At 70.6% G+C, this 26,272-nt stretch carries 28 protein-coding genes; 6 read left to right on the top strand and 22 right to left on the bottom strand.

From position 1 onward, the window contains the following. Positions 1–861, bottom strand: coding sequence for a serine/threonine-protein kinase (locus tag B5D60_RS01105; protein WP_078698438.1), 861 nt, complete (start codon positions 859–861; stop codon positions 1–3). Continuing rightward, the gene (locus tag B5D60_RS01110) at positions 861–1,271 is read right to left on the bottom strand and encodes a hypothetical protein (RefSeq protein ID WP_078698439.1); all 411 of its coding nucleotides are present in this window, start codon (positions 1,269–1,271) and stop codon (positions 861–863) included. Before B5D60_RS01110 ends, B5D60_RS01105 begins: the two co-directional genes overlap by 1 nt. Before the next feature lie 256 nt (positions 1,272–1,527). Here B5D60_RS01110 and B5D60_RS01115 point away from each other — a divergent pair, with 256 nt between their 5' ends. Further along, complete coding sequence (locus B5D60_RS01115) at positions 1,528–2,505, top strand: type IV toxin-antitoxin system AbiEi family antitoxin domain-containing protein (RefSeq protein WP_078698440.1); 978 nt, start codon at positions 1,528–1,530, stop codon at positions 2,503–2,505. Positions 2,506–2,583: 78 nt separating this feature from the next. Here B5D60_RS01115 and B5D60_RS01120 read toward each other — a convergent pair whose 3' ends face one another. The 7 genes from B5D60_RS01120 to rimP all read right to left on the bottom strand — a co-directional run bounded on the left by B5D60_RS01120 (position 2,584) and on the right by rimP (position 9,956). After that, the gene (locus tag B5D60_RS01120; protein WP_078698441.1) at positions 2,584–3,825 is read right to left on the bottom strand and encodes a phospholipase D-like domain-containing protein; all 1,242 of its coding nucleotides are present in this window, start codon (positions 3,823–3,825) and stop codon (positions 2,584–2,586) included. Positions 3,826–3,845: 20 nt separating this feature from the next. After that, positions 3,846–4,658 carry a tRNA pseudouridine(55) synthase TruB gene (gene truB / locus B5D60_RS01125; RefSeq protein ID WP_231948936.1) on the bottom strand — a complete coding sequence of 271 codons (813 nt, stop codon included), beginning with the start codon at positions 4,656–4,658 and terminating at the stop codon, positions 3,846–3,848. Between the two features lie 109 nt (positions 4,659–4,767). Then, a complete protein-coding gene (gene rbfA, locus B5D60_RS01130) occupies positions 4,768–5,214 on the bottom strand; it encodes a 30S ribosome-binding factor RbfA (RefSeq protein WP_197684433.1) in 447 nt (148 codons plus the stop codon). Continuing rightward, positions 5,211–8,015 carry a translation initiation factor IF-2 gene (gene infB / locus B5D60_RS01135; RefSeq protein ID WP_078698443.1) on the bottom strand — a complete coding sequence of 935 codons (2,805 nt, stop codon included), beginning with the start codon at positions 8,013–8,015 and terminating at the stop codon, positions 5,211–5,213. Before infB ends, rbfA begins: the two co-directional genes overlap by 4 nt. A 158-nt stretch (positions 8,016–8,173) precedes the next feature. After that, on the bottom strand, positions 8,174–8,446 hold the full coding sequence (locus B5D60_RS01140; protein WP_078698444.1) for a YlxR family protein: 273 nt from the start codon (positions 8,444–8,446) through the stop codon (positions 8,174–8,176). A gap of 17 nt (positions 8,447–8,463) precedes the next feature. After that, on the bottom strand, positions 8,464–9,492 hold the full coding sequence (gene nusA, locus B5D60_RS01145; protein WP_078698445.1) for a transcription termination factor NusA: 1,029 nt from the start codon (positions 9,490–9,492) through the stop codon (positions 8,464–8,466). Beyond that, positions 9,492–9,956, bottom strand: coding sequence for a ribosome maturation factor RimP (gene rimP / locus B5D60_RS01150; RefSeq protein ID WP_078698446.1), 465 nt, complete (start codon positions 9,954–9,956; stop codon positions 9,492–9,494). Before rimP ends, nusA begins: the two co-directional genes overlap by 1 nt. A gap of 73 nt (positions 9,957–10,029) precedes the next feature. Here rimP and B5D60_RS01155 point away from each other — a divergent pair, with 73 nt between their 5' ends. After that, on the top strand, positions 10,030–10,443 hold the full coding sequence (locus B5D60_RS01155) for a hypothetical protein (RefSeq protein WP_078698447.1): 414 nt from the start codon (positions 10,030–10,032) through the stop codon (positions 10,441–10,443). Further along, positions 10,440–10,850: a DUF4439 domain-containing protein gene (locus B5D60_RS01160; RefSeq protein WP_078698448.1), complete on the top strand. Its 411-nt coding sequence runs from the start codon at positions 10,440–10,442 to the stop codon at positions 10,848–10,850. Before B5D60_RS01155 ends, B5D60_RS01160 begins: the two co-directional genes overlap by 4 nt. A 22-nt stretch (positions 10,851–10,872) precedes the next feature. On the opposite strand, the gene B5D60_RS01165 is transcribed toward B5D60_RS01160, so the two are convergent. From B5D60_RS01165 to B5D60_RS01215, 11 genes are all read right to left on the bottom strand, one after another. Then, positions 10,873–12,615 carry a proline--tRNA ligase gene (locus B5D60_RS01165; protein WP_172806400.1) on the bottom strand — a complete coding sequence of 581 codons (1,743 nt, stop codon included), beginning with the start codon at positions 12,613–12,615 and terminating at the stop codon, positions 10,873–10,875. A gap of 84 nt (positions 12,616–12,699) precedes the next feature. Continuing rightward, the gene (locus B5D60_RS16650) at positions 12,700–13,224 is read right to left on the bottom strand and encodes an HNH endonuclease (protein ID WP_153302823.1); all 525 of its coding nucleotides are present in this window, start codon (positions 13,222–13,224) and stop codon (positions 12,700–12,702) included. A gap of 70 nt (positions 13,225–13,294) precedes the next feature. Next, a complete protein-coding gene (locus B5D60_RS01175; RefSeq protein WP_078698451.1) occupies positions 13,295–13,672 on the bottom strand; it encodes a DoxX family protein in 378 nt (125 codons plus the stop codon). Between the two features lie 8 nt (positions 13,673–13,680). Then, a complete protein-coding gene (locus B5D60_RS01180) occupies positions 13,681–14,547 on the bottom strand; it encodes a GNAT family N-acetyltransferase (RefSeq protein ID WP_078698452.1) in 867 nt (288 codons plus the stop codon). Between the two features lie 42 nt (positions 14,548–14,589). Next, entirely contained in the window at positions 14,590–15,720 is a 1,131-nt protein-coding gene (ispG, locus tag B5D60_RS01185) for a flavodoxin-dependent (E)-4-hydroxy-3-methylbut-2-enyl-diphosphate synthase (protein ID WP_078701219.1), read from the bottom strand. Positions 15,721–15,737: 17 nt separating this feature from the next. Next, positions 15,738–17,039 carry a M50 family metallopeptidase gene (locus tag B5D60_RS01190; RefSeq protein WP_078698453.1) on the bottom strand — a complete coding sequence of 434 codons (1,302 nt, stop codon included), beginning with the start codon at positions 17,037–17,039 and terminating at the stop codon, positions 15,738–15,740. Next, positions 17,036–18,256, bottom strand: a complete 1,221-nt coding sequence (dxr, locus tag B5D60_RS01195) for a 1-deoxy-D-xylulose-5-phosphate reductoisomerase (RefSeq protein WP_197684360.1) — start codon at positions 18,254–18,256, stop codon at positions 17,036–17,038. Before dxr ends, B5D60_RS01190 begins: the two co-directional genes overlap by 4 nt. 53 nt (positions 18,257–18,309) lie before the next feature. Further along, on the bottom strand, positions 18,310–18,768 hold the full coding sequence (locus B5D60_RS01200) for an AMP-binding protein (RefSeq protein WP_078698455.1): 459 nt from the start codon (positions 18,766–18,768) through the stop codon (positions 18,310–18,312). After that, the gene (locus B5D60_RS01205; protein ID WP_078698456.1) at positions 18,768–19,496 is read right to left on the bottom strand and encodes an enoyl-CoA hydratase; all 729 of its coding nucleotides are present in this window, start codon (positions 19,494–19,496) and stop codon (positions 18,768–18,770) included. The genes B5D60_RS01200 and B5D60_RS01205 overlap by 1 nt, the downstream gene beginning before the upstream one ends. A 43-nt stretch (positions 19,497–19,539) precedes the next feature. Further along, the gene (locus tag B5D60_RS01210) at positions 19,540–20,367 is read right to left on the bottom strand and encodes a hypothetical protein (RefSeq protein WP_078698457.1); all 828 of its coding nucleotides are present in this window, start codon (positions 20,365–20,367) and stop codon (positions 19,540–19,542) included. After that, positions 20,364–21,275, bottom strand: coding sequence for an ABC transporter ATP-binding protein (locus B5D60_RS01215; protein ID WP_078698458.1), 912 nt, complete (start codon positions 21,273–21,275; stop codon positions 20,364–20,366). The genes B5D60_RS01210 and B5D60_RS01215 overlap by 4 nt, the downstream gene beginning before the upstream one ends. 129 nt (positions 21,276–21,404) lie before the next feature. Between B5D60_RS01215 and B5D60_RS01220 the strand changes: the two genes are divergently transcribed. From B5D60_RS01220 to B5D60_RS01230, 3 genes are all read left to right on the top strand, one after another. After that, a complete protein-coding gene (locus tag B5D60_RS01220; protein ID WP_231948938.1) occupies positions 21,405–22,556 on the top strand; it encodes a sensor histidine kinase in 1,152 nt (383 codons plus the stop codon). Further along, positions 22,544–23,203 carry a response regulator gene (locus B5D60_RS01225; protein ID WP_331712495.1) on the top strand — a complete coding sequence of 220 codons (660 nt, stop codon included), beginning with the start codon at positions 22,544–22,546 and terminating at the stop codon, positions 23,201–23,203. Before B5D60_RS01220 ends, B5D60_RS01225 begins: the two co-directional genes overlap by 13 nt. Positions 23,204–23,486: 283 nt before the next feature. After that, complete coding sequence (locus B5D60_RS01230) at positions 23,487–23,804, top strand: hypothetical protein (protein WP_153302824.1); 318 nt, start codon at positions 23,487–23,489, stop codon at positions 23,802–23,804. Positions 23,805–24,034: 230 nt separating this feature from the next. Here the strand turns inward: B5D60_RS01230 and rlmN are convergent, their stop codons facing one another. Together rlmN and B5D60_RS01240 are read right to left on the bottom strand one after the other, a co-directional pair. Next, positions 24,035–25,180, bottom strand: coding sequence for a 23S rRNA (adenine(2503)-C(2))-methyltransferase RlmN (rlmN, locus tag B5D60_RS01235; RefSeq protein WP_078698461.1), 1,146 nt, complete (start codon positions 25,178–25,180; stop codon positions 24,035–24,037). Between the two features lie 53 nt (positions 25,181–25,233). Further along, a complete protein-coding gene (locus tag B5D60_RS01240; protein WP_078698462.1) occupies positions 25,234–26,226 on the bottom strand; it encodes a zinc-binding metallopeptidase family protein in 993 nt (330 codons plus the stop codon). Positions 26,227–26,272 lie beyond the last annotated feature (46 nt).

Here is a 26,272-nt window from a genome sequence, read left to right on the forward strand (position 1 = left end):
TCAGCGGCGCAGGCTGAAGCCCGCGAGCCGCGCCGTGGGCAGGGCCGCCATCAGCGGCTCGATCCGCTCCACGAGGTCGAGCGTGGTCGGGCGGGCGGCGGGATCGAACGCGAGGCAGTCCATCACCAGGTCGCGGATCGCGCCGGGAACGAAGTCGGGCATCGGCTTGGGCCGGGTCGTCAGCTGGGGCCAGCGCTCCTCGGCGCCCGCGCGCCAGGCGCGGTGGCCGACCGCGGCGCGGTACAAGGTGGCGCCGATCGACCACACGTCGGCCGCGGGGCCCACCGGACCGTGGGCGCGCGGATCGCACTGCTCCGGCGGCATGTACTCGTCACTGCCGACCGGGTAGTCGAGGGCCGCCGCGCTGTCGAGGTCGAGCGTCAGGCTGAGGTCGATGAGCTTCGCCGGCGCGCCCATGATGACGTTGCTCGGCTTCACGTCCAGGTGGAGCAGGCCGTTCGCGTGCAGGTAGTGCACGCTGCCGGCGAGCTCCAGCGCGAGCGGCAGCAGCTGGTGCAGCTGCACGGGTCCGTCGCGGAAGATGAGGGACGACAGCGTGGGGCCGTCGAGGTGCTCCTGGACCATGTACGGGCGCTCGGCCGCGTCGTCGAAGTCGTACAGCCGCACGATCGACGGGTGCGCCAGCCGGGCCAGCACGTCGATCTCGCGCAGCGCCGCGCCCACGGCGTCGGCGTTGCCGACCAGCTCGGGACGCAGGATCTTCACCACGACCGGCGCGAGCCGCGACTCGTCGTACGCGAGCCAGACCTCGTGGTGCAGTCCCCCGCCGAGCTCGGAGAGACCCACCAGCCCCGGCGGCAGGTCTGCCGCCGGGGTGCCGGGCGCGAGATCGTTCGACATCAGTTGGTGCCGCGGGTCTGGGCGGACTGCTTCGAGGCGACCGTCTGGCGCGACGGGGCACTCGGGCGCGTCTGCACCGTCTGACGCGACGGGGCGCTGGCCCGCGACTGCACCGTCTGACGCGACTGCACCGTGTTCGCCGTCGGGTCGTCCGCGGCACCGGCCTTCGTCTGCGCGGAGACGCGGGTGTTGAGGGTGTTCTGGGTCGGGTCGTCCGTGGGGCCCGTGGTCGGATCGGGATCCGGCGTGGGGTCGTCGGTCACGGTCGTCACGACGCCCGTGCTGGTGTCCTCGCGCTTGACCGGATCGGACGGCGCTCCGACCGCCGCCTGCGCCACCACGACGCCACCGGTCGTGAGGGCGATGGTTCCGGCCAGGGCTGCGATTCCCGTACGCACACTGTTCTTCATGAGTCCTCCTCGAGAGTTGATGCCCTCACTCTCGCGACCGCTCGTGAGGCCTCCATGAAGCGTTCGTGAGAGGACTCTCATGTGGCGAAGATTCCCCTGTTAACAGGGGAATCCACCACTATGCGGGGGAAGTTCTCCCCGCATAGCGTGAGGAAACCCCGCACGGTGGGGGTCGAACCTGTGCATGAAGCCCTCCCCATCCACAAGCTCGAGCCACGATCTGGCCCGCGCATGCCGGCACCGGGACTCTTGCAGCATGACGCTGGACCTCGACTCGATCGCAAGCCTTCGTGGCGGATACATCCTGCGGCCGGACCTGCTCGACCTCGGCTACAAGGACAGGCACATCCGGCAGGCACTCGACGCCGGCACCCTGGTGCGACTCCGTGTGGGGACCTACGCGCCGCAATCCCATCAGAAGCTCAGAGCGGAGGAGAAGTACCGCCTGCTCTGCTTCGCCGTGCTGGACAAGCTCCCCTCCGGCGTTGTCCTCAGCCATCAGTCGGCCGCGGCCATCCACACCGGCGTCACGTGGGGCTTCGACCTGGAGACGGTTCATGTGACGCGCCTCGATGGTCGGAGTCAGCGCCCAGAGTCCGGCGTGATCCACCACGCCGGCGCGCTCTCCGAGTCCGACGTAGCCCGGGTCGAGGGGCGTCCCGTCGTCGTACCTGCTCGAGCCGCGTTGGAAGCCGCTTCGATGGCGGGAACCGAGGCGGGCATGATCCAGACGTCACTCGTGCTCCGGGCCGGCGTGGACGCTGGGGAACTGCACGAGCGGCTGGAGGCGATGCGCCGATGGCCAGGATTCAACGCGGTGCGCCTGTCCGTTCTGTGGGCGGCGCCTGCGTGCGAGTCCGTTGGAGAAATCCGATCGGTGTGCATGTTCCGCCGCGGCAACCTTCCCATCCCGCGGATGCAGGTGACGTTCTTCAGCGCGGACGGCAGGGAGATCGCTCGCGTCGACTTCGACTGGGAGGACTTCCACCATTGCGGCGAGTTCGACGGCCTTGAGAAGTACGGCCGACTCAATCCACATGCCGCCTCCATGCCGGGCCAGGTGTTGGTCGACGAGAAGCTCCGCGAGGACTCCGTCCGCGAGCTCTCGCGCGGGATGAGTCGTTGGATCTGGCGCGATCTCCACACACCTACCGCGACGTGCCGGCGAATCGCGGCCGCGATGGAACAGTCACGACGCCGCTACGGGCCGCCCCCGCGCACGATCATCGTGTGACCGAGCGGGGTTTCCCATCGCTATGCGGGGAAAGCTTCCCCCGCATAGCGGTGGTTTCCCCTGTTAACCGGGGAAACTTCACACCAGCGGCCGCCAGGGGCTGAGGAGGCGCTCGTAGAGCCGGGCGATCGTGGGGCGCTCGCGCCAGGCCTGGGCGTCGAGGACCTGGGAGCTCTGGGCGTCGCGGTCGAAGATGCGGCTCATGCCGGCCGCGAGTCCGTCGTCGAGGATCTCGAGGTTGATCTCGTAGTTCCCGGTGAGGCTCAGACGGTCGATGTTGGCGGTGCCGATGGTCGACCACTCGCCGTCGATCGTCATCGTCTTCGCGTGCACCATGTGGTCGCTGTAGCGCAGGATCTCGACCCCGGCGTCGAGCAGCTGGCCGAAGTAGCCGCGGGCGACGAAGTCGGCGACGACGTGGTTCGAGACCTTCGGGACGAGGATGCGCACCTGCACGCCGCGATGGCTGGCGTCGATGAGCCCCTGCAGGATGTTCTGGTCGGGGATGAAGTACGCCTGCGTGATCTCGATCGACTTCGTCGCCCGGTCGATCGCCTCGAGGTACATCCCACGGATCGGGTAGATCAGCTGCCGGGGGACGTTGCGGTGGGCGCGCACGTGCGGGTCCCAGGTGGCCTCCGAGAGGGCCTTCATCGACTCGTGCGGGCGCACGTCGTTCCAGAAGTCGATGAACGCGTTCTCCAGGTCCCACACCGCCGGACCCGTGACCGCGACGTGGGTGTCGCGCCACTCGTCGGCGTAGAGGCTGCCGATGTTGTAGCCGCCGACGAAGCCGATGGAGTCGTCGACCACGAGGATCTTGCGATGGTTGCGGCCCCAGGCGCGCGGGGTGAAGAACGCCAGCCGGTGCGGCAGGATCGGGTAGCGCATCATGTGCACCCCGTGGCCGAACCGGAAGAACGACGGCGGCACCACGAGGTTGGCGAAGCCGTCGTAGATCACGCAGACCTCGACGCCGCGGTCGGCGGCGTCGCGCAGGGCCCGGCGGAACCGACGGCCCATCTCGTCGCCCTTGATGATGTAGGACTCCAGCAGGATGCGCCGGCGCGCTCCGGCGATCGCGGCGAGCATGTCGTCGTACAGCGCCTCGCCCGAGACGTACACCTGCACCTCGTTGCCGCCGCCGATCGTGAAGTGCTCGGCCTCGATGCGCGGGAGCGGCTCGGTGCCCTTGCCGCGCAGCCGCTTGCGGATGGAGGTGGCGGTCATCAGCGAGACGACGGCGCCGAGCTGCACCAAGAGGCTGCCGATCAGGAAGCGGCGGAGCAGGCCGCGTGGGGGTGACGACCGGAAGCGCATGGCGCTCAGCCTAGGTGGTCTCAGACGAAGACCGCGACCGGGCGCGCACCGGCACCAGCCGTCTCGTACAACGCGAGGAAGGATCCGTCGGGGGCGAACATCGCCACCGGGCCGTCGGCCGGAAGGGCCACCGCAGGGAGTGCGCGGCCGAACCGCACGTCGCGGGCCTGGTCCTCGTCGAGGTCCAGGCCGGGGAACGCGGCCCGAGCGGCGTCGTCGAGTCCGACCATGTCGAACGACTCGGCCAGCTGGTCGAGCGTGCGGGCCTGGTCGAGGCCGAACCCGCCCACGCGCGTGCGGCGCAGGCTGGTGAGGTGGCCGCCGACGCCCAGCGCACGGCCGAGGTCGCGCGCGAGGGCACGCACGTACGTGCCGCTCGAGCACACCACCCGCACGTGGGCGATGGCGCGCTCGCCGGGCTCGAACCCGGTCAGCTCGAAGGTCTCCACCGTCACGGCGCGTGCCTTCAGCTCGACCTCCTCGCCCGACCGCACACGCGCGTACGCTCGCTTGCCGTCGACCTTGATGGCCGAGACCGACGAGGGCACCTGCTCGATCGCGCCGGTCAGCGGTGCGATCTCGCGCAGGACGTCGTTGGCGGTGAGAGCCGAGGCATCCGCCACCGACGTCTCATCACCCTGGGCGTCGTCCGTGACGGTCGTGGCACCCAGGGCGATGGTGGCGAGGTACTCCTTGTCGGCCCCGGCCACGTGGCCGAGCAGCCGGGTGGCGCGATTGACCCCGAGCACGAGCACGCCCGTGGCCATGGGATCGAGGGTGCCGGCGTGACCGACCTTGCGCGTGCCGGCGAGCCGGCGCGTGCGCGCGACCACGTCGTGCGAGGTCCAGTCGATGGGCTTGTCGACGACGACCAGGCCCGAGGCCGTGGTCGCGGCACGCCGCTCGCGTTGCTGCGAGTCGGTGTGCCGCGACCGCGGATCCTCACTGCTCAGTGGACTCGTCCTCGTCCTCGTGCTGCTTGTACGGGTCGGGCTCGCCGGCGTACATGGCGCCCTGGGCCGCCTCCGCGACGCGCGCATCGGACTCGCGGGCCTTCGCCAGCAGGTCCTCGATCTCGCGAGCCGTCTCGGGGACGGAGTCCAGGAAGAACTCCAGGGACGGCGTGTGCCGCACCCCGAGCTGCTTGCCGACCTCGGAGCGGATCAGGCCCGTGGCGCTGACCAGCGCCGCGGCGGTGTCCTCCCGGGACCGGTCGTCGCCCATCACGGTGTAGAAGATCGACGCGTGCTGACCGTCTCCGGTCATCCGCACGTCGGTGATGGTGACGAAGCCGAGCCGCGGGTCCTTGACCCGCCGCTCGAGCATCGTCGCCACGATCTCCTTGATGCGATCGGACTTCTTCGCCTGACGAGGGCTGGCCACGGTCAGTCCCGCTTCTTCTCGACCAGCTCGAAGGCCTCGATCGTGTCGCCGACCTTGACGTCGGAGTACGAGACCACGACACCGCACTCGAAGCCCTCGCGGACCTCGGACGCGTCGTCCTTCTCACGGCGCAGCGACAGGACGTCGAGGTTGTCGGCCACGACCGAGCCGTCCCGCACGATGCGAACCTTCGCATTGCGCCGGATGGAGCCGCTGGTGACCATGCAGCCCGCGATGTTGCCGCCCTTGACCTTGCTCGAGCGGAAGATGTCGCGGATCTCGGCAGTACCGAGCTGCTGCTCCTCGTAGATCGGCTTGAGCATGCCCTTGAGGGCCGCCTCGATCTCGTCGATCGCCTGGTAGATGACCGAGTAGTACTTGATCTCGACACCCTCGCGGTCGGCCAGCTCCGTCGCCTTGCCCTGCGGGCGGACGTTGTAGCCGATGATGACCGCGTTGGACGCCGCCGCCAGGTTGACGTCGGTCTCGGTGATCGCGCCGACGCCACGGTCGATGACCCGCAGCGAGACCTCGTCGCCGATGTCGATGCCGGCCAGCGAGTCCTCGAGGGCCTCGACCGAACCAGCGCCGTCGCCCTTGAGGATGAGCAGCAGCTCGTCGGCCTCGCCCTTCTCCATCGAGGACATGAAGTCCTCGAGCGTGCGACGACCCGAGCGCTTCGCCAGCAGCGCGTTGCGCTCGCGCGCCTCGCGCTTCTCGGCGATCTGACGGGCGATGCGGTCGTCCTCGACCACCATGAAGTTGTCACCCGCACCGGGCACGGCCGTCAGGCCGAGCACGAGCGCCGGACGCGACGGGGTCGCCTCCTCGATGTTGTCGCCGAACTCGTCGAGCATCGCGCGGACACGGCCGAAGGCCGGACCGGCGACGAGCGAGTCGCCGACGCGCAGCGTGCCGCGCTGGACCAGCACGGTGGCCACGGGGCCACGACCGCGGTCGAGGTGAGCCTCGATCGCGAGGCCCTCGGCCCGCTGGTTCGGGTTGGCGCGCAGGTCGAGCTCGGCGTCCGCGGTGAGCACGATCGACTCGAGCAGGGCGTCGAGTCCGAGCTCGGCCTTGGCCGAGACGTCGACGAACATCGTGTCGCCGCCGTACTCCTCGGGCACCAGGCCGTACTCGGTCAGCTGACCGCGCACCTTGGTGGCGTCGGCGCCTTCCTTGTCGATCTTGTTGACCGCGACGACGATCGGCACACCGGCGGCCTTGGCGTGGTTGAGCGCCTCGACCGTCTGGGGCATGACGCCGTCGTCGGCCGCGACCACGAGGATCGCGATGTCGGTCGCCTGGGCACCACGGGCACGCATGGCGGTGAACGCCTCGTGGCCCGGGGTGTCGATGAAGGTGATGCGACGCTCGTTGCCGTCGACCTCGGTGGCGACCTGGTAGGCGCCGATCGACTGCGTGATGCCGCCGGCCTCCTTGGCCGCCACGTTCGCCTTGCGCAGCGCGTCGAGCAGCTTCGTCTTGCCGTGGTCGACGTGACCCATGACGGTGACGACCGGCGGGCGGGCCGCGAGATCCTCCTCGTCGCCCTCGTCCTCGCCGAACTCCAGCGAGAAGGACTCGAGCAGCTCGCGGTCCTCGTCCTCGGGCGAGACGACCTGGACGTCGTAGTTCAGCTCCTCACCGAGCAGCTGCAGCGTCTCGTCGTTGACCGACTGCGTGGCGGTCACCATCTCGCCCATGTGGAACAGCACCTGGACGAGCGATGCCGCGTCGACGCCGACCTTGTCGGCGAAGTCGGTCAGCGAGGCGCCGCGCGCCAGGCGCACGATCTGGCCGTCGCCCTTGCGGACGCGCACGCCGCCGATCGACGGCGCCTGCATCTGGTCGAATTCCTGACGCTTCGCGCGCTTGCTCTTGCGACCGCGGCGCACGGGGCCACCGGCGCGACCGAAGGCACCCTGGGTGCCACCGCGCTGGTTGCGACCGGGACCGCCGCCGGGACGTCCGCCACCGGGAGGGCCGCTGAAGCCGCCGGGACGAGCGGCGCCGCCGCCGCCACCGCCACCGGGACGACCAGCGCCGCCACCGGGACGACCCGGACCGCCGGCGCGACCGCCGGGACCGGGACGCGCACCGGGGCGCGCGGGACCGACCGACGACTGCTTCGGCATCATCGCGGGGTTGGGGCGAGGCATGCCCGGACGTGCCGGGGCGCCGCCCTCACGTGCGGCAGGCGGCCGCGGTGCGCGGTCCTGCTGCATGCCCTGCTTGGACGAGAACGGGTTGTTGCCCGGGCGCGCGGCAGGCGTGCGCGGGCCGGGACGGGGACCGCCGCCGGTGGGCAGGCCGCCGGCCTGGCCCGGACGGGGAGCGGGCGCCGGAGCGGGACCCGGGCGCGGGCCCGGGGTACGCGTCGGCGCGGCAGCCGCCGCGGCGGGAGCCTCGGGCGCCGGTGCCTCAGGCGCGGCCGGGGCGGGAGCCTCGACGACCTGGGGAGCCGGGGCGGGAGCCTCGGGGGTGGGCGCCTGGGCCGGACCCGGCTTCGGCGCTGTGGGGGCCGACGGGGCGGCCGGCGATGCGGCGACCTCGGTGGGCGTGGACTCGGGGGTCTTCTGGGGTGCCTGGGGCGCCGCCGGCTTGGCGGAGGCCTTCTTGGCACCCTTCTTGGCGCCCTGCTCGCGCAGGCGGTCGCCGTGCTCCTCCTTCAGACGGCGCACGACAGGCGCCTCGACGGTGGAGGACGCCGACTTCACGTACTCGCCCATCTCCTTGAGGGTGGACAGGACGACCTTGCTCTCGACACCGAGCTCGCGTGCGAGCTCGTGGACTCTTACAGCCACTCTTCTCCTTCAGGGATCCGGCCCCGAAGGAGGCACGGATCAGTAGTTGACGTACAGGCTCATTGCGCAGTGCATCTTCATTGCGCAGTACTCATCGAGTGCTCATGAGCGTGTGCTCCGATTTCCGTTTCGAGCGGCACCGGTCGGTGCCACAGTGGTCAGGCTCTGCGTTGGGCCTCGGCTCGCACCCATTCAGCGACGGCGTCGGTGTCGGTGGGACCTTCGAGACGAAGGGCCCTGACGAACGCCCGCCGGTCGAGGGCGAGTTGCAGGCACCGTTCCGCGGGGTGCAGATGCGCACCGCGGCCCGGCTGAGATCCGTCTGGGTCGGGCTCCACGGTGCTTCCCGCGGGGCTTCGGCCGGCGACGACTCTCACCAGGGTGGACTTCTCCGCACGCTGCCGACAGCCGACGCACGTACGAATCACCACAGTCAAGTCTAGCGGCTCTACCGAGAGGACGCCGAATCGCCACCCGGCGCGGGCGCCGTGTCGGGTCGGATGTCGATCCGCCAACCGGTCAGCTTCGCTGCGAGGCGGGCGTTCTGGCCCTCCTTGCCGATCGCGAGCGACAGCTGGAAGTCGGGCACGACGACGCGCGCCGAGCGCGTGGTCTCGTCGACGATCGTGACGCCCTTCACCTGCGCCGGGGACAGCGCGTAGGCGATGAACTCGGCCGGGTTCTCGCTGAAGTCGACGATGTCGATCTTCTCACCGTGCAGCTCGGTCATGACCGCGCGAACGCGCTGGCCCATGGGGCCGATGCAGGCGCCCTTGGGGTTCACGCCGGCGGCGGTGGCGTGCACGGCGATCTTCGTGCGGTGGCCGGCCTCGCGGGCGATCGCCGCGATCTCGACCGAGCCGTCGGCGATCTCGGGCGACTCGAGGGCGAACAGCAGCTTCACCAGGTTCGGGTGCGTGCGCGAGACCTTCACGCGCGGGCCGCGCAGGCCGCGCTCGACCTCGTAGACGTAGGCCTTGATGCGCTCGCCGTGGGCGTACCGCTCCTCGGGGACCCGCTCGTTCAGGGGCAGCACGGCCTCGATCGAGCCCAGGTCGATGAGCACGTCGCCGGGCGAGCGACCCTGCTGGATCACGCCGGAGACGATGTCGCCGACCTTGCCGGAGAACTCGCCGAACTTGCGCTCGTCCTCGACGTCGCGGATGCGCTGCATGATCAACTGGCGCGCGACGGACGCGGCGAAGCGGCCGAAGTCCTCGGGCGTGTCGTCGAACTCCTCGGTGAAGGTGGCGGCGGGCTTCTCGCCGTCCTCGGAGGCGGGGGCCTCGAGGCGCTCGCGGGCCCACACCGTGACGTGGCCGGTCTTGCGGTCGAGCTCGACGCGCGCGTGCTGCTGGGCACCCGCGGTCTTGTGGTACGCCGAGAGCAGTGCGGTCTCGATCGCGTCGACCACGAGGTCGAAGCCGATCCCCTTCTCGCGCTCCAGCATCCGCAGCGCGGACATGTCGATGTCCATCAGACGTCCTTCCGGTTCAGCTCGATCTGCACGACGGCCTTGACGATCTCGTCGTACGGGAAGCGGGTGGTGTCGCCCTTGACGGCCAGGTCGACACCGGTGTCGTCACTGGCGCGGATGCGGGCCTCGAAGCGCTCGCCGTCGACCAACTCGACGGCCACGACACGGCCGGCGTTGCGGCGCCAGTGGCGGGGCTCGACGAGCGGACGGTCGACACCACGCGAGGCGACCTCGAGCGTGTAGCGGCTCTCGCCCATGACGTCGGACTCGTCGAGGGCGGCGGAGACGGCGCGCGTGACCTGGGCGATCGTGTCGATGTCGACACCGCCGTCGCGGTCGACGGCGACCAGCAGGCGGCGGTTCTCGTTCTTGCCGAGCAGCTCGACCTCGTCGAGGTCGAGACCCAGCGAGGTGACGACGGGCTCGAGGAGACTCGATATCCGGTCCGTGGGGGAAGTGGTCATCGGGTGCTCCTCTTCAGTTGTCTTCCGTACTGCCCCACCCTATCGAAGTGGTCGCGGTCGGTAGTCTGCGGTCGTGAGCAGCCGACGCGTCGTGATCGCCGCCGCGGGCGGAGCGGCCGTGGGCCTGGCCGGACTGTTCGTCACCGACACCTTCGACGACGCCCTGCGTGCCGTCGGCGCGACGCCGAAGCCGCTCCCCCGGCCCGAGGACACCTCGCTCATGCGGGCCGTGATCGAGGACCAGCAGCGCGTGCTGGCCGTCGCCCGCGGTGCCGCGAACGAGCCCGCGGTCACGCTGCTCTCCGCCCAGCTGGAGCAGCTCGGCGCGACACCGGGCACCGAGACAGGCGCCGGCGATCTCGCCGCGGCCCTGCGCACCGCGTCCCGCCATCGGGCCATCGACGCCCGTGCCGCGATCGCACCCGAGTTCGCGCAGGTGCTGGCCGCGATGTCCGCCGGCCTCGCCCAGGCGGTGACGCTGACATGAGCACCGCGACCGAGCTGCGCCTGACCCAGCGCTGGCTCGCCCTCGAGCACGAGGCGATCTGGACCCTGGGCCTGGTGGGGGCCCGCGTGCCCGCGCTGGCCGACGCCGCGGAGGACGCGCTCGCGACCCACTCGACCACGCGCGACCGCCTGAGCGATGCGGTCCGCAAGCTCGGCGGCTCCCCCGTCGCGACCCAACCGTCCTACGACGTCGCCGAGCCGACGAACGCGGCGACTGGGCGCACCCTGGTGCGCGACGTCGAGTCCCGGATCGCCGCGGCCTGCGTGCGGCTCGTCGCGGCCACCACCGACCAGGCCCGCGACCGAGCGGTGCGTGGTCTGCGCGCGGCCGCGGTGGCCGAGGTCCGCTGGGGCGGCGAGCCCGACCCGTTCCCCGGTCTCGACTGACGCGCCCCGGGCGCGGCAGTCGTCAGGCGCGCGCGATGAGGGTGGCGACGAGCTCGCTCACGGGCACGTCGGTGCGCTCGCCGGTGGCGCGGTCCTTCAGCTCGACGACACCGTCGGCCAGGCCCTTGCCCACGACGACGATCGTCGGCACGCCGATCAGCTCGGCGTCCTTGAACTTCACGCCGGGTGACATCTTCGGCCGGTCGTCGTAGAGCACGTCGAACCCGGCGGTCTCGAGGTCGGCGACGATGGCGTCGGCGCCCTCGAACAGCTCGGGCGCCTTGCCGGCCACCACGAGGTGCACGTCGAACGGTGCGACCTCCTTGGGCCAGACGATGCCCGACTCGTCGTACGAGCCCTCGACCACGGCGGCCACGGCGCGCGAGACGCCGACGCCGTACGAGCCCATCGTGACGGTGACGAGCTTGCCGTTCTCGTCGAGCACCTGCAGGCCGAGCCGCTCGGCGTACTTGCGGCCGAGCTGGAAGATGTGGCCCATCTCCATGCCGCGGGCCAGCTCGAGCGGACCCGATCCGTCGGGCGCGGGATCGCCGGGACGCACCTCGGCGGCCTCGATCGTGCCGTCGGAGGTGAAGTCGCGGCCGGCCACGAGATCGAAGACGTGGGAGCCGTTCACGTCGGCGCCGGTGATCCAGCTCGAGCCGTCGACGACGCGCGGGTCGGTGAGGTAGCGGATGCCCGTGGCGTTCTCGGTACCGAGCACGCCAGGGCCGATGTAGCCCTTGGCCAGCGCCGGGTGCTTCGCGAACGCGGCGTCGTCGAACGGCTCGATCTCGGCGGGCGACACCTGGGCCTCGAGCCGCTTCGTGTCGACCTCGCGGTCGCCGGGCAGGCCGACCGCCAGCGGCTCGGTGGAGCCGTCCGGGTGGCGCAGCATCACGAGCACGTTCTTGAGCGTGTCGGCGGCCGTCCACGGACGGTCGTCCCGCGGGAACGCGGCGTTCGCGTGGTCGACGAGAGTCTCGATCGTGGGCGTGTCGGGCGTCTGCTCGGCGTGCGCGGCGGGGAGGCCGTCGAACGGGATCGTCTCGGGCACCACGGTCGTGACGGCCTCGACGTTGGCCGCGTAGCCGCCGGGCGAGCGGACGAACGTGTCCTCGCCGGTCTCGGAGACGACGAGGAACTCCTCGCTCGCCGAGCCGCCCATCGCACCGGAGTCGGCCTGGACGATCACGTAGTCGAAGCCCAGCCGGTCGAACACGCGGATGTAGGCGGCACGGTGGGCCTGGTAGGCCTGCTCGAGGCCCTCGTCGGTGACGTCGAACGAGTACGAGTCCTTCATGATGAATTCGCGGCCGCGCAGGATGCCCGCGCGCGGACGCGCCTCGTCGCGGTACTTCGTCTGGATCTGGTAGAGGATCGCCGGCAGGTCCTTGTAGGACGAGAACGTGTCCTTCACCAGCAGGGTGAACATCTCCTCGTGCGTGGGACCGAGCAGCATGTCGTTGCCGCGGCGGTCCTTCAGCCGGAAGAGGTTGTCGCCGTACTCGGTCCAGCGGTCGGTGGCCTCGTAGGGGTCGCGCGGCAGCAGCGCCGGGAAGCGCACCTCCTGGCCACCGATGGCGGCCATCTCCTCACGGACGATCGCCTCGACCTTCGCCAGCACCCGCAGTCCCAGCGGCAGCCACGAGTAGATGCCGGGGGCGACGCGACGCACGTAGCCGGCGCGGACGAGCAGCCTGTGGCTCGGCACCTCGGCATCGGCGGGATCGTCGCGCAGGGTTCGGAGGAACAGCTGGCTCATGCGCATGGCACGAGGTTATCGGCTGGGGCACCGGCCGCCGTGGCCGCCCGACGGGTTCAGGAGGCGTCGGATTGACTCCGCTACCTAGTCGAGTGACATCGCATCTCGGAGCTGAGCCACTACCTCGCGTCCCGCGTCCGTGAGCGTGTACTTGTCGTTCCGCATCAGCACCTTGTCCCCCAACGCCATTCCTCCCGCCATTTCAGGACCATCCAAGAGCCCGTCCGAAATCAGTCGCATGAGAAGCACTTCCATGTGCCCAGGCAACTTGAGCGATTCCTCCTCTGCGTTCTCAACGAAGTAGTCGAGCACGCGGCGCTCAACATCACCAAACCGCCCATTCAGACGTGCGAGGTTGTGCTTAATCGTTCGGAGTGCCTTCTGGTCAAGCTGGCGAGGACCGCCGCCAATCTTCTTCTGCCCATGATGATTCGCACAGAGCACGATCATGTTCTCGAAGGCGTGCTCTTGAACCTGAGCCCAAGGAACGATGTGTTCGACTTGCAGAGGTGATGTGACGCCGCATGCAGGGACGGCGCAGCGATAACCGCTCTCCGCGAAAAGCGCTCGCTCCAAGTCGGCAGGAATTGCGGGTCGGTCGCTGGTCATGGGCGGACAATGACACCAAAAGTGGCTGCTGACTACCCTCAATGCGGGCCGCCGTGGCCGCCCGACGGGTTCAGGAGCGTGCGGAGCGCGCGAGGTTGAGCGCCGCCCGGATCAGCGGCCACTGCAGCGGCAGGCGCGCGACGACGCCGGCCTTGTAGGCCGGAGAGGCCCGGCGGCTGCCGACCACGTCGACCGCCATCTGCACGTTCGCCGGGAACACCGCGGCCAGCAGGCCCGCGGACGCCAGCGCGCCGACGCGGCGGGTGGGCGGAGCGATCACGGCCGCCGCGCAGACCAGCTCGGCCACGCCGGAGGCCAGCACCAGCTCGCGGTGGCGTGGCAGGAACCGCGGCACGATCCGCTCGAAGACCTGGGGCCGCACGAGGTGGATGACGCCGGAGACGGCGAAGGGGACGGCGACGAGCGCCAGGTCGGTACGGCGGGTCATGGGACCTCTCAGAGCAGGATCGAGGCGAACGTCTCGACGTGGCGGAAGCCGACACGCTGATAGGTCCGAAGGGCAGGGACGTTGTGGGAGTTGACGTAGAGGGTGACGGCGGGCGCCACGGAACGACGCACCTGGCGGATCACCGAGGCGAGGGCCGGCGCGGCGACGCCGGTGCCCCGCAGGTCGGGGTGCACCCACACCCCCTGGAGCTGGCACCCGGTGTCGGTCGCGGCGCCCACCTCGGTCTTGAACAGCACCGTGCCGTCCTCGATGATCGCGTAGGACCAGCCCATCGTCACCAGCTGGGTGACGCGGGCGCGGTAGCCGCTCGGCGAGCCCACCGACTCGGGATGGATCCCGACCTCCTCGGTGAACATCGCCACGCACGCCGGGTAGAGCGTGTCGACCTGGTCGATCCCGACCGGACGCACCCGCGGGTCGAGCGGGACGTCGCTGTCGTGCTTGAGCACCATGAACGGCTGGTTGGGTCGCGGCGAGCGGGCCGGGCCCCACTCGTGCTTGACGCGGTCCCACAGCGGCAGGACGGCCTTGGCCGGACCGACGAGCGAGCTGGGCTTGTGGCCGTGGGTGAGCAGTCGGTCGCTGAACGCCTCGATCGCCGCGGGCGTGGCCTGGGCCGGGACGACGTTGGCCCCGACGTGCAGCAGCGAGACGGCCTCGCCGTCCTCGAAGTAGCCCCACAGCTCCGCGCCGAACCAGCGACGGTCGAGGCGGGTGGAGTCGACGCGATGGCGCACGAACATGTCGACGAGCGGCTCGCGATCGAGCACCTCGTGGATGAGATCGAGGTCGGCGCGGCCCAACGGCCTCACATAGGAGGACGTCGCTGCGGGCGGATCGCAGACCTCGGTCATGGACGAAAGCCTACCCGTGCGTCAGACGAGGGATCGAGGACTTCAGGAGACAGAGACGGATGCCGAGCCGCCGTCGACCGGCTCCATCGTCTCGGCGATGCGCATCGCCTCTTCGATGAGGGTCTCGACGATCTGGCTCTCGGGCACGGTCTTGATGACCTCGCCCTTGACGAAGATCTGGCCCTTGCCGTTGCCCGACGCGACGCCGAGGTCGGCCTCGCGGGCCTCGCCCGGACCATTGACGACGCAGCCCATGACGGCGACGCGCAGCGGCACCTCGAGGCCGTCGAGACCGGCCGTGACCTGCTCGGCCAGCGTGTAGACGTCGACCTGGGCTCGCCCGCACGACGGGCACGAGACGATCTCGAGCTTGCGGGGGCGCAGGTTGAGCGACTGCAGGATCTGGATGCCGACCTTGACCTCCTCGACCGGCGGGGCCGAGAGGGAGACGCGGATCGTGTCGCCGATGCCCTTGCTGAGCAGCGCACCGAACGCGGTGGCGCTCTTGATGGTGCCCTGGAAGGCGGGACCCGCCTCGGTGACGCCCAGGTGCAGCGGCCAGTCGCCGCGCTCGGAGAGCATCTCGTAGGCGCGCACCATCACGACGGGGTCGTTGTGCTTGACCGAGATCTTGAAGTCGTGGAAGTCGTGCTCCTCGAAGAGCGAGGCCTCCCAGACGGCCGACTCGACGAGCGCCTCGGGGGTGGCCTTGCCGTACTTCTCCAGCAGGCGCTTGTCGAGCGAGCCGGCGTTGACGCCGATGCGCAGCGAGACGCCCGCGTCCTTGGCAGCCTTGGCGATCGCGCCGACCTGGTCGTCGAACTTGCGGATGTTGCCCGGGTTGACGCGCACCGCGGCACAGCCGGCGTCGATCGCGGCGAACACGTACTTGGGCTGGAAGTGGATGTCGGCGATGACCGGGATCTGCGACTTCCTCGCGATCGCGGGCAGGGCCTCGGCATCGTCCTGGCTGGGGCACGCGACGCGCACGATGTCGCAGCCGGCGGCGGTCAGCTCGGCGATCTGCTGCAGCGTGGAGTTGATGTCGGAGGTCAGCGTGGTGGTCATCGACTGCACCGAGACGGGGGCGTCACCGCCCACGTCGATCGAGCCCACCTTGATCTTGCGGGTGGGACGGCGGGGGGCGAGCACCGGCGGCGGGGCCTCGGGCATTCCGAGGTCGATGCCGGTCACGAGAGCCTCACCGGATTGACGATGTCGGCATAGATCAGGACCACACCCATGACTATAAGGACGAGCCCAACCCCATAGGCGACCGGCAGCATCTTCGCGACGTCCACGAAGCCCGGATCGGGCCGCCCTCGCAGGCGGGCGATCGTGCGGCGGATCTGCTCCCACAGGGCGCCGGCGATGTGCCCGCCGTCGAGCGGCAGCAGCGGGATCAGGTTGAACAGCCACAGGAACAGGTTGAGGCTGGCCAGCAGGCTGATGAGGCGCTGCGTGCGCTCGGCCCACGTGGGGTCGTCGTAGGTGACGAGCTCTCCCGCGACCCGGCTGGCGCCGACCACGCTGACCGGGCCCTCGGCGTCGCGCTCGGCACCGAACGCCGCCTTGGCGACGTCGACCATGCGCACCGGCAGGTGGACCAGCGCGTTCGCGGTGGCGCCGATCATGTCGCCCATCTGGACGACGACGAAGCCCGGGCCCTGGCGCTCGGTGACGAACGTCGGCGAGACTCCGAGGAAGCCCACGTTCTCCGTGCGCTCGGGGTCGTCGACGGAGGCCCGCGCGAGGACCGACGTGTTGACCGTGACCTCGCGCTCGGCGCCGTCGCGCTCGAACCCGATCGTGGCCTCGCTGTCGCCGTTGCTGCGGATCAGCGAGGTGACCTCGGTCCAGTCGTCGAGCGGCTCGCCGTTGAAGGTCGTCAGCACGTCGCCCGGCTCGAGGCCGGCCTGGCGCGCCGGGGTGACGGGGTCGGCGTCGGTGCACGCGCGGCCGGCCTCGGCGTCGGTGATCGCGCAGTCGGACACCGCCGAGACCGTGGTGGTCGGCGTGGGCACCCCGAACGCCATGAACGAGATCGAGAACAGCAGGGTGGCGATGAACAGGTTCACCGTGGGCCCGCCTGCCATGACGATGACCTTCTGCCACCACGGCTTGCGGTAGAAGAGGCGGTCCTCCTCGGACGGGTCGATGTCCTCGTACTCCGCGGCCCGGGCGTCGGACGCCATCTGCGTGAACAGTCCGGTGTTCGAGGAGCGCACGACGAGGTGGCCCTCGCGGTCGCGCTGCTCGCTCTCGGGCGGGAGCATGCCGACGAGCTTCACGAAGCCGCCGAGCGGGATGGCCTTGAGGCCGTACTCGGTCTCGCCACGCTTGACCGACCAGACGGTGCGGCCGAAGCCGACGAAGAACTGCGTGACCTTGACGCCGAACTTCTTCGCGGGCCACATGTGCCCGACCTCGTGCAGCGCGATCGAGACCGCCACGCCGAGGAGGAAGAGGACGACTCCGAGGGCGTACATCATCGGCTGGTCACCTCGGCCCGTGAGGCCACGACCTCGCGAGCGCGATCGCGGGCGCGCGCGTCGGCCTCGAGGACGCGGGCGACCGACAGGTCCCCTGCGGCGGCGTCGGGGTCGGCGAGGTGGTCGTCGACGATCTCCGCGACAGTGTCGACGATGCCGAGGAAGTCGAGCTCGCCGGCCACGAAGGCGTCGACGCAGACCTCGTTGGCGGCGTTGAACACGGCGGGGGCGGTGCGTCCGAACTCTCCGGCACGGCGGGCGACCCGGATCGCCGGGAACGCCGAGTCGTCGAGCGGGAAGAACTCCCACGCGGTGGGCGCGCTCCAGTCGCAGGCCGGGACGGCACCGGGGACCCGGCGGGGCCACGCCAGGCCGAGCGCGATCGGCAGACGCATGTCGGGCGGGGACGCCTGCGCCATGGTGGAGCCGTCGACGAACTCGACCATCGAGTGGACCACCGAGGTGGGATGCACGACGACCTCGATCCGGTCGTAGCCGATCCCGAAGAGCAGGTGCGCCTCGATGACCTCGAGGCCCTTGTTGACGAGCGTGGCCGAGTTGATCGTGATGACCGGGCCCATGTCCCACGTGGGGTGTGCCGCCGCCTGCTCGGGCGTGACGTCGCGCATCTCCTCGCGGGTGCGGCCGCGGAACGGACCGCCGCTGGCCGTCAGCACGAGCCGGCTCACGTCCTCGGGCTCCTCGCCTCGCAGGGCCTGGGCCAGCGCGGAGTGCTCGGAGTCGACCGGCACCAGCTGGCCGGGCTTCGCGGCGTCGAGCACGAGGTCGCCGCCGATGATGAGGGACTCCTTGTTCGCCAGCGCGAGCGTGGCACCGGTCTCCAGCGCGGCCAGCGTGGGCATCAGGCCGACCGCGCCGGTCATGCCGTTGAGGACCGTGTCGGCGGGCACGCGCGCGGCCTGGACGGCCGCTTCGGGGCCGGTGACGAGCCGGGGCAGGCGGTACTCCCCCGCCGACCAGCCGCGTCGCTGCGCCTCCGCGTAGAGGGCCAGCTGCACGTCCTGCGCGGACGTGGCGTTGGCGACCGCGACCACTTCGACGTCGAACTCAATCGCCTGGGAAGCCAGGGTCGCCGGATCGGCGCCTCCAGCGGCCAGCGCCACCACGTCGAACCGGTCCGGATTGGCTCGCACCACGTCGAGCGCCTGCGTGCCGATCGACCCGGTGGAGCCCAGGACGACCACCCGCGAACTCATGGGGTCCATTGTGGCACCGGCGGGCGAACGCGGGGCCGTCCCCCGCGAACCGATCAGGTCAGCGTGCCGCCGTGCAGGAGGGCGGCCAGCACGTCGCCGTACGTGCGCTCCATCCGCTCGCCGTAGTCGCCCTCGTCGTGCACCGCGGCCGGAGCCGGGTCCACGCGGCCGGCGCGCAGGACGAGATCGAACTCGTACTCCTCCTCGCCGTCGTGGATCGTGGCGGGATCGCCCTCGATCGTGAACGAGGCGTCGCCCGAGGGTTCGGCGCCCAGGCGCACGACGGCCAGCACGCTCACGACCCAGGTGTGGCGGTCGGGAACCGAGAGCCGCACGGGCGCCCCGGCACGCAGGCCGAGGTCGCGCAGGCCGCCGGCGAGCGACGCCGACTCGTGCAGGAGCTGCGCGTACGAGAGTGAGCCGGCCGGCGTGACGAGCGCGAGCTCGTCGGCCCGCCCCGCGACGACGTGGGAGTCCAGGGCCCGGAAGGCGATGCTCTGCGGTCGTGCCATCAGTTCCCCCTGAAGATCGGCTCGCGCTTCTCCGTACGGGCGAGGGCCGCCTCCTTGACGTCCTCGCTGGCCCAGACGTCGTCGAAGCTCTGCGTGATGCGCTCGTCGTCGTCGGTCGAGCCGTTCAGGACGAGCTTGTTGTGGGCCAGCGTCAGCGGTGCGAGGCGGGCGATCTCGTGGGCCCAGGCGATCGCGTCGTCGAGGGTTCCCGCGCGATCGGCCAGTCCGCAGGCCAGCGCCTCGTCGCGGTCGATGGTGTCGGCCGCGAGCATGACGCGGCGGGCGCGCCCCGTGCCGGCGAGGTCGGCCAGCGTGCGGATCGTCCACGCGTCGACCGCCATGCCGTTGCGCGCGGTGGGGACGGCGAACCTGGCGCGCTCGTCCACCACGCGCAGGTCGCAGGCGATCGCGAGCTGCGTGCCCGCGCCGATCGCCGGGCCGTTGACGGCGGCGATGACGGGCACCGGCACCTTCGCCAGGTGGTGCAGCATCCGGTAGAGCGCCTCGATGAACTCGTCGCCGTAGACGCCGTCGAGGTCGGCGCCGGCGCAGAAGGCCGACCCCTCGCCGGTCACGACGAGGACGCGCGCGCCCTGCTCGACCGCAACGGTCGCCGCCTCGTGCAGCTCGCGGCACAGCGCCAGGTTGAGGGCGTTGCGCCGGTCGGGCCGGCGCAGGGTCAGCACGACGACGTCGCCGTCGCGCGCGGTGGTCAGCAGGTCGGACATGCGATCCAACCTAGCGATCGACCACCGCGCGGACGGCTCGGCCTCACTTCACTTCGGTGCGCTGGATCCTCAGGAAGCCCAGCACGCCCGGCAGGACCACCCAGAGGCAGAAGGTGAACGCGAAGCGCAGGTACTCCAGCGCTCCCACGTCGACCGGCTCGCCCATGACGTCCTCGCCCGCGATGAGCGGCGTGGCCGCGTAGTTGAAGTCCAGCCACGGCAGCAGGTCACGCGCCCAGCCGAAGAGCGCCATCAAGATGGGGTACGCCACGACCGGCAGGATCAGCGCGACGACGTAGAAGCTGGCCACCGCGGCCGGCGTGTTCAGCAGCAGCGACGCGAACGCGAACGCCATCCAGAAGAACGCCAACTGCAGCACGACGGTCCACAACAGCTCCTTGCCCGTGAGGTTCCAGACGACATCGTGGTCGGTCAGCAGGCCGTAGAGGACGTTGCCGAGGGCACCGAAGACGGCCGCCAGCACGAGCGTGCCGAGGGCGAGCAGCGTGACGGCGGCGAACTTCGCACCGATGACGCGCCCGCGGTTGGGCTGCAGCGTGAAGGTGGTCAGGTGCGTGCGCTGGCTCCACTCGCTGCTCACGGTGAGGATCGCGAACACCGGGAGCAGGATCGACAGCGGGATGGTCATGATCTGGGCGAAGCCCGAGGCCGTGATCGTCACGTCGTCGTTGAGGGCCAGCACGAGCAGCGTGAGCGCCATGGCCAGCAGCAGGAGTCCGCCCGTGATGATGAACAGCCACAGGCCTCCCCGGGTGTCGAACATCTTGCGCAGCTCGACCCTCACCTCGCGCGCGAACGGGATCGCGGGGCGGGACAGGTCGATCGTCGACCCGGTCGTGGTGGTGCTCATGACTGGACTCCTTCGGTGGCGATGAGATCGCGCTGGTCTTCGGCGGTGAGCTGCAGGAACATGGCCTCCAGGCCCGCTCCGTCGGCCTCGCGCAGCTCGAGCAGGGGAACCCCGGCCTTCGCGGCGGCCAGGCCGACCTCCTCGGGCGACGCCGGCGACGTGATCGCGTCGGACGCGAGGATCGACTCCAGGCCCGCGGCCGTGAGGGCCTCGACGAGGGCGACCTGGTCGCGGGCGCGGACCCGGGTGCCGGCGGTCTTCAGCAGCTCGTCCTTCGTGCCGCTGGCGACGATCCGGCCGTGACCGATGACGATGAGGTCGTCGGCGATGATCTGGATCTCGTGCAGCAGGTGGGACGAGAGCATCACGGTGCCGCCGCGGTTGGCGTAGTCGCGCAGCAGCTGGCGCATCCAGTGGATGCCGGCCGGGTCGAGGCCGTTCGCCGGCTCGTCGAGGATGAGGACCTTCGGGTCGCCCAGCAGCGCGTGGGCGATGCCGAGACGCTGGCGCATGCCGAGCGAGTAGTTGCGGACGCGGCGCTTGGCCTCCTTCGGCGTGAGGCCGACCAGGGCGAGCATCTCGTCGACGCGCGTCATGGGCAGGCCCATGGCGCGGGCGCCGATGACGAGCACCTCGCGACCGGTGCGGCCGCCGTGCTGGGCCGAGGCGTCGAGCAGCACGCCGACCTGCGTGGCGGGGTTGGGGATGTCGGCGTACGCCGAGCCGCCGACGGTCGCGGTGCCGCCGGTGGGACGCGTCAGGCCGGCGATCATGCGCATCGCCGTGGACTTGCCGGCACCGTTGGGTCCGAGGAACCCGGTGACGCGCCCTGGCCGGCACACGAACGAGACGTCGTCGACGGCGCGGAAGTCGCCGTACGACTTGGACAGACTCTGGACTTCGATCATGGGTCCACCCTGCCGTGTCCGACCGACACCAGACAGCCCCCGACACGCTTTTCCTGCTAGCCGAAAGTAGGGGGTCGGCCGGTCCTCGGGTCGATGCGACGTGGATCGCGGCCCACCTATCCTGAGGCGGTGACGCCCCCGCCCCCGCCCCTCACGGTCTGGGGACACACGTGGCGGACGGTCCTGGTGATCTCCATCTCGGCCGTGGCCTGGTCGCCGGTGTTCCTGTGGCAGTGGGAGAACGCCCGCTGGTGGTGGTGGCTCGACCTGACCGTGGGGCTCGCCAGCTTCGTCCTGGTGTTCTGGCGACGGCGGTACCCCGTCACGGTGGGCGTGATCACCAACCTCTCGAGCGCGTTCGCGACCACGGCCGGCGGTCCGGCCACGCTGGCGCTGTTCTCGCTCTCCACCCGCCGGCGCTGGCGGGAGATCATCCCGGTGAGCGCCGCCACCCTCGTCGGGGCCTTCATCTTCGTGGGCATCGATCCCACCACCGACCCCGGCCTGCGCCTGTTCAGCGCCGGGTTCGTGGTGGCCATCGTCGGCGTCACCGTGGGCTGGGGCATGTACGTGGGCTCGCGGCGCGAGCTGCTGGCCACGCTGAAGGAGCGCGCCGAGCGCGCCGAGTCCGAGCAGGCCGCGCGAGTCTCCCAAGCACGCACGGCCGAGCGTGCCCGCATCGCCCGCGAGATGCACGACGTCCTCGCCCACCGGATCTCGATGGTGACGATGCACGCCGGCGCCCTCACCTTCCGCGACGACCTCGCGGCCGAGGAGATCAAGCGCACCGCCTCCGTCATCGAGCAGACCTCGCGGCTCGCGCTGATCGAGCTGCGGGAGGTGCTCGGCGTGCTGCGTGACGACGTCGGCGACGGCGCCCCCGAGCCGCCCCAGCCCACCGCCGGCGCCATCGCCGGACTCGTCGCGCAGTTCCGGGAGTCCGGCATGAACCTGCAGTACGACGACCGGATCGATCCGGCCACGATCCCCGACCTGATCGGGCGCACCGCCTACCGCGTGGTGCAGGAGGGGTTGACCAACGCCTCGAAGCACGCGCCGCACGCGCGCGTCACGCTGCTGGTGACGGGCGGCTCGGACGACGGCCTGGTGATCGAGGTGTCCAACCCCCTGCCGGCCGGCGGCCGATCGCCCGACTTCCCGGCATCCGGCCTCGGACTGGTGGGCCTGACCGAGCGTGCCGAGCTCGCCGGTGGCCGGCTGCACCATGGGATGGTGTCCGGCCACCACGTCCTGAGAGTGTGGTTGCCGTGGAGCGCCTGACCCGAGTCCTGCTGACCGACGACGACCCGCTCGTCCGCGCCGGCCTGGCCCTGATCCTCGGGGGCGCGAAGACGATCGAGGTCGTCGCCGAGGCGGCGAACGGACGCGAGGCCGTGGCGGCCGTGCGCGAGCAGCCCGTGGACCTCGTGCTGATGGACCTGCGCATGCCCGTGATGGACGGCATCGAGGCGACCCGTGCGATCTCCGCGGAGCCGCGCGCACCCAAGGTCCTGGTGCTCACGACGTTCGACGCCGACGACCACGTCGTGCGGGCGCTCGCCGCGGGCGCGGCGGGCTTCCTGCTGAAGGACACCCCTCCCCCGCGGATCGTCAAGGCGATCGAGGCCGTCATGGCCGGCGAGCCGATGCTGTCGCCCGCCGTGACCCAGAACCTGATCCGCCAGGTCACCGCCGACTCGACCGACCACCGCCGGACCGACGCCGAGCGGCTCGTCGCCACGCTGACCGAGCGTGAGCTGGACGTCGCCCGTGCCGTCGGACAGGGCCGCTCCAACGCCGAGATCGCCGGCGAGCTGTTCATGAGCCTGGCCACGGTGAAGGCGCACATCTCGCGGATCTTCGCCAAGCTCGACGCCACCAACCGCGTGCAGGTGGCCATCACGATGCACGACGCCGGCCGCCTCTGAGGGCAGCCGTCTGCGACCCCCGAGTCGCGGATCGCTGTCGGCCTCGCGCGAGATGCTCCGGGCGTGGGCACTCACTTCTTCGTCGACGAGACCAAGGCCAAGGGCTATGTGGTCGTCGCGGTCGCGTGCCCGGACGCGGCACTCAACGTGTCCCGAAGAGCGCTCGGGAATCTGGTCCTTCCCGGACAACGCGCGCTCCACATGAAGAACGAGAGCACCCCGCCGACGAAGTCAGATTGCCGCAGTCGTCTGCGACCTGCGTCATGCCGGCGTCCGCGCCTGGGTGCTCGATGCCGGTCGTGGCCCCGAATCGGAACTGGTGCGTCGCGAGCGGGCCCTTCGAGATCTCGTCGCACTGGCGGCTCCTGAGGGCGCCGCCCATCTGATCCTGGACCTCGACCAGACGCTGATCGCACGCGACGCGAGGACTCTGTCCGCCGCGGTACGCGATGCCAGGTCGCCATCCGTCACGTACAGCCACCAGTCGCTCGGCATGCAACCTCTGCTGGCACTGCCCGACGTGATCGCTTGGTGCTGGGCGCGCGGCGGGGACTGGCGGCGACGGGTGAACCCCGTGGTCAGCGACGTCCGTACGGTCTGAGAAACGCGAAACCCGAGCGCCACGTCCGTCCGGACGGGTCTCGGGTTCACTTCCTGACGCGGAATGCGCCAGACGTGAACAGTATGGACCTCGACGACGACAGAGCCAAGAGAGAAGCGTGAGCGTCGACCGGCGCGGACCCACCCAGCCCACTTTTGGAGACGAATTCACGTCACCCGACGCGCATCAGGTGAATCCGCTTCCAAAAGTGGGGGCGGGGCGGGGTGTTGCTACTCGGCGGCGGCGAGCTGGCCGCAGGCGCCGTCGATGTCGGAGCCGCGGGTGTCGCGGACCGTCGTCGGGATGCCCTTGGCCTCGAGGCGGCGGACGAACTCGCGCTCGTCCTCGCGGCGCGATGCGGTCCACATCGAGCCGGGCGTCGGGTTCAGCGGGATGAGGTTGACGTGCACCCAGCCCCAGTCGCCGTAGGAGTTCAGGACGTCGCCCAGCATGTCGGCGCGCCAAGCCTGGTCGTTGATGTCGCGCATCATCGCGTACTCGATCGAGACGCGGCGCTTCGTGGTCTTCGCGTAGTTCCACGCGGCCTCGACCGTCTCGGCGACGCTGGCGCGGTTGTTGATCGGGACCAGCTCGTTGCGCAGCTCGTCGTCGGGCGCGTGCAGGCTGAGCGCGAGGGTGACCGGGATGCCCTCCTCGGCCAGCTGACGCATCCGCGGCACGAGGCCCACGGTGGAGACGGTGATGTTGCGGGCGCTCATGCCCAGGCCGTCGGGCGCGGGCGCCACCATGCGGCGGACGGCGCCGATGACGGCCTTGTAGTTGGCCATCGGCTCGCCCATGCCCATGAAGACCACGTTCGACAACCGGCCGGGGCCACCCGGAATCGCGCCGGAGGACATCTGGTGGGCGGCGTCGACGACCTGGTCGATGATCTCGGCCGTGCTCATGTTGCGCTGCAGGCCGCCCTGGCCGGTGGCGCAGAACGGGCAGGCCATGCCGCAGCCGGCCTGGCTGGAGACGCAGATCGTGGCGCGGTCGGGGTAGCGCATCAGCACCGACTCGACCAGCGCGTTGTCGAACAGGCGCCACAGCGTCTTGCGGGTGGTGCCCTTGTCGGCCTCGAGCACGCGCACCTGCGACAGCAGCGGCGGCAGCAGCGCACCGACGATCGCGTCGCGCTCCTTCGCCGGGAGGTCGGTCATCAGCTCGGGGTCGCGCTCGTGGCGCGCGTAGTAGTGGTGCGCGACCTGCTTGACCCGGAACGGCTTGAGCCCGAGCTCCTCGGCCGCGGCCTTGCGCTCGTCGCCCGAGAGGTCGGCGAGGTGGCGCGGCGGCTTGCCCCGCCCGCGGGCCGGTGCCATCACGAGGGGCAGCGGCTTCGGATTGACGTCCGCGACATTCACCTCGTTGGCCATGCCTCCAGTGTCCCAGATGGCGCCCACCCGCAACGAATCCGCGGCGCGGCTCCTCAGAGCGAGCGGTAGCGCGGTGATAGCGAGGCGACGAACTCGAGCTTGTCCAGCACCGGTCCGGCGATCACGAACGGGTAGAGCGGGTCCTTGCCCATCGAGCGGTTGATCTGGTTCAGCGCGACCGACAGCGGGATCCAGACACCGGTCACCAGATCACGGAACGACCGGAAGGCGCCCGTGTCGACGCCGGTGAGCCCGAAGGACTGGGCGGTCTCGATGGTGTCGGCGATGTGCAGGACGTGCGCGAACGTCTCGGCGAAGTCCTCGAACGGGTGCATCGTGGCGTACGCGCTGATGTACCGGTCGCGCCACCCCTTCGGTGGACCCTGCGCGTAGTGCCGGTCGAGGGCCTCGCCGTAGTCCTGGCGCTCGTCGCCGAACAGCTCGCGGGCGCGCTGGCGGAGATCGCCGTGGACCAGCTGCTCCTCGTAGTAGTGCCCGGTCTCGTGGCGGAAGTGCCCCAGCAGGGTGCGGTAGGGCTCGTCGAGGTCCCGGCGCAGCCGCTCGCGGTGCACGCTGTCGCCCTCGGCCAGGTCGATCGTGACGATGCCGTTCTGGTGTCCCGTCGTCACCGGCACGTTCGCGCTCGACAGGAGGTCGAACGCGAGGCCGGCGTTCGGGTCCTCGGCGCGCGTGACGATCGGCAGCTCGAGCGCGTCCAGCTCGACGATCAGCCGGCGCTTCGCCGACTCCGCCGCCGGGAACGCTCGCATGCCCTCGGCATCGGAATCGGCCGGGCGCGTGCGGGTGAGCCCGCAGTTGAAGCACAGCGAGCCCTCGAAGCGGGTGAGCCAGGTGCAGGCCGAGAGCTCGCGGTTGGCGCAGAGCCACCAGACGAGCCCCTCGGCGTCGACGTACCTCCCGCGGTCGTCGACCGGCACGATCGCCTTCTCCTCGCGGGAGAACCCGAGCTTCGTGCCACAGGAGACGCACGTGGAGTTCTCGAAGTAGAGGGGGTTGCCGCACTGACGACACTCGAAGGCACGCACGACCCCACCCTTCCCCCGCGAGCGCCTGGGCGCCAGTCCGACACGG

The organism is Aeromicrobium choanae (genome assembly GCF_900167475.1).
GTDB classification, from domain to species: Bacteria; Actinomycetota; Actinomycetes; order Propionibacteriales; family Nocardioidaceae; genus Aeromicrobium; species Aeromicrobium choanae.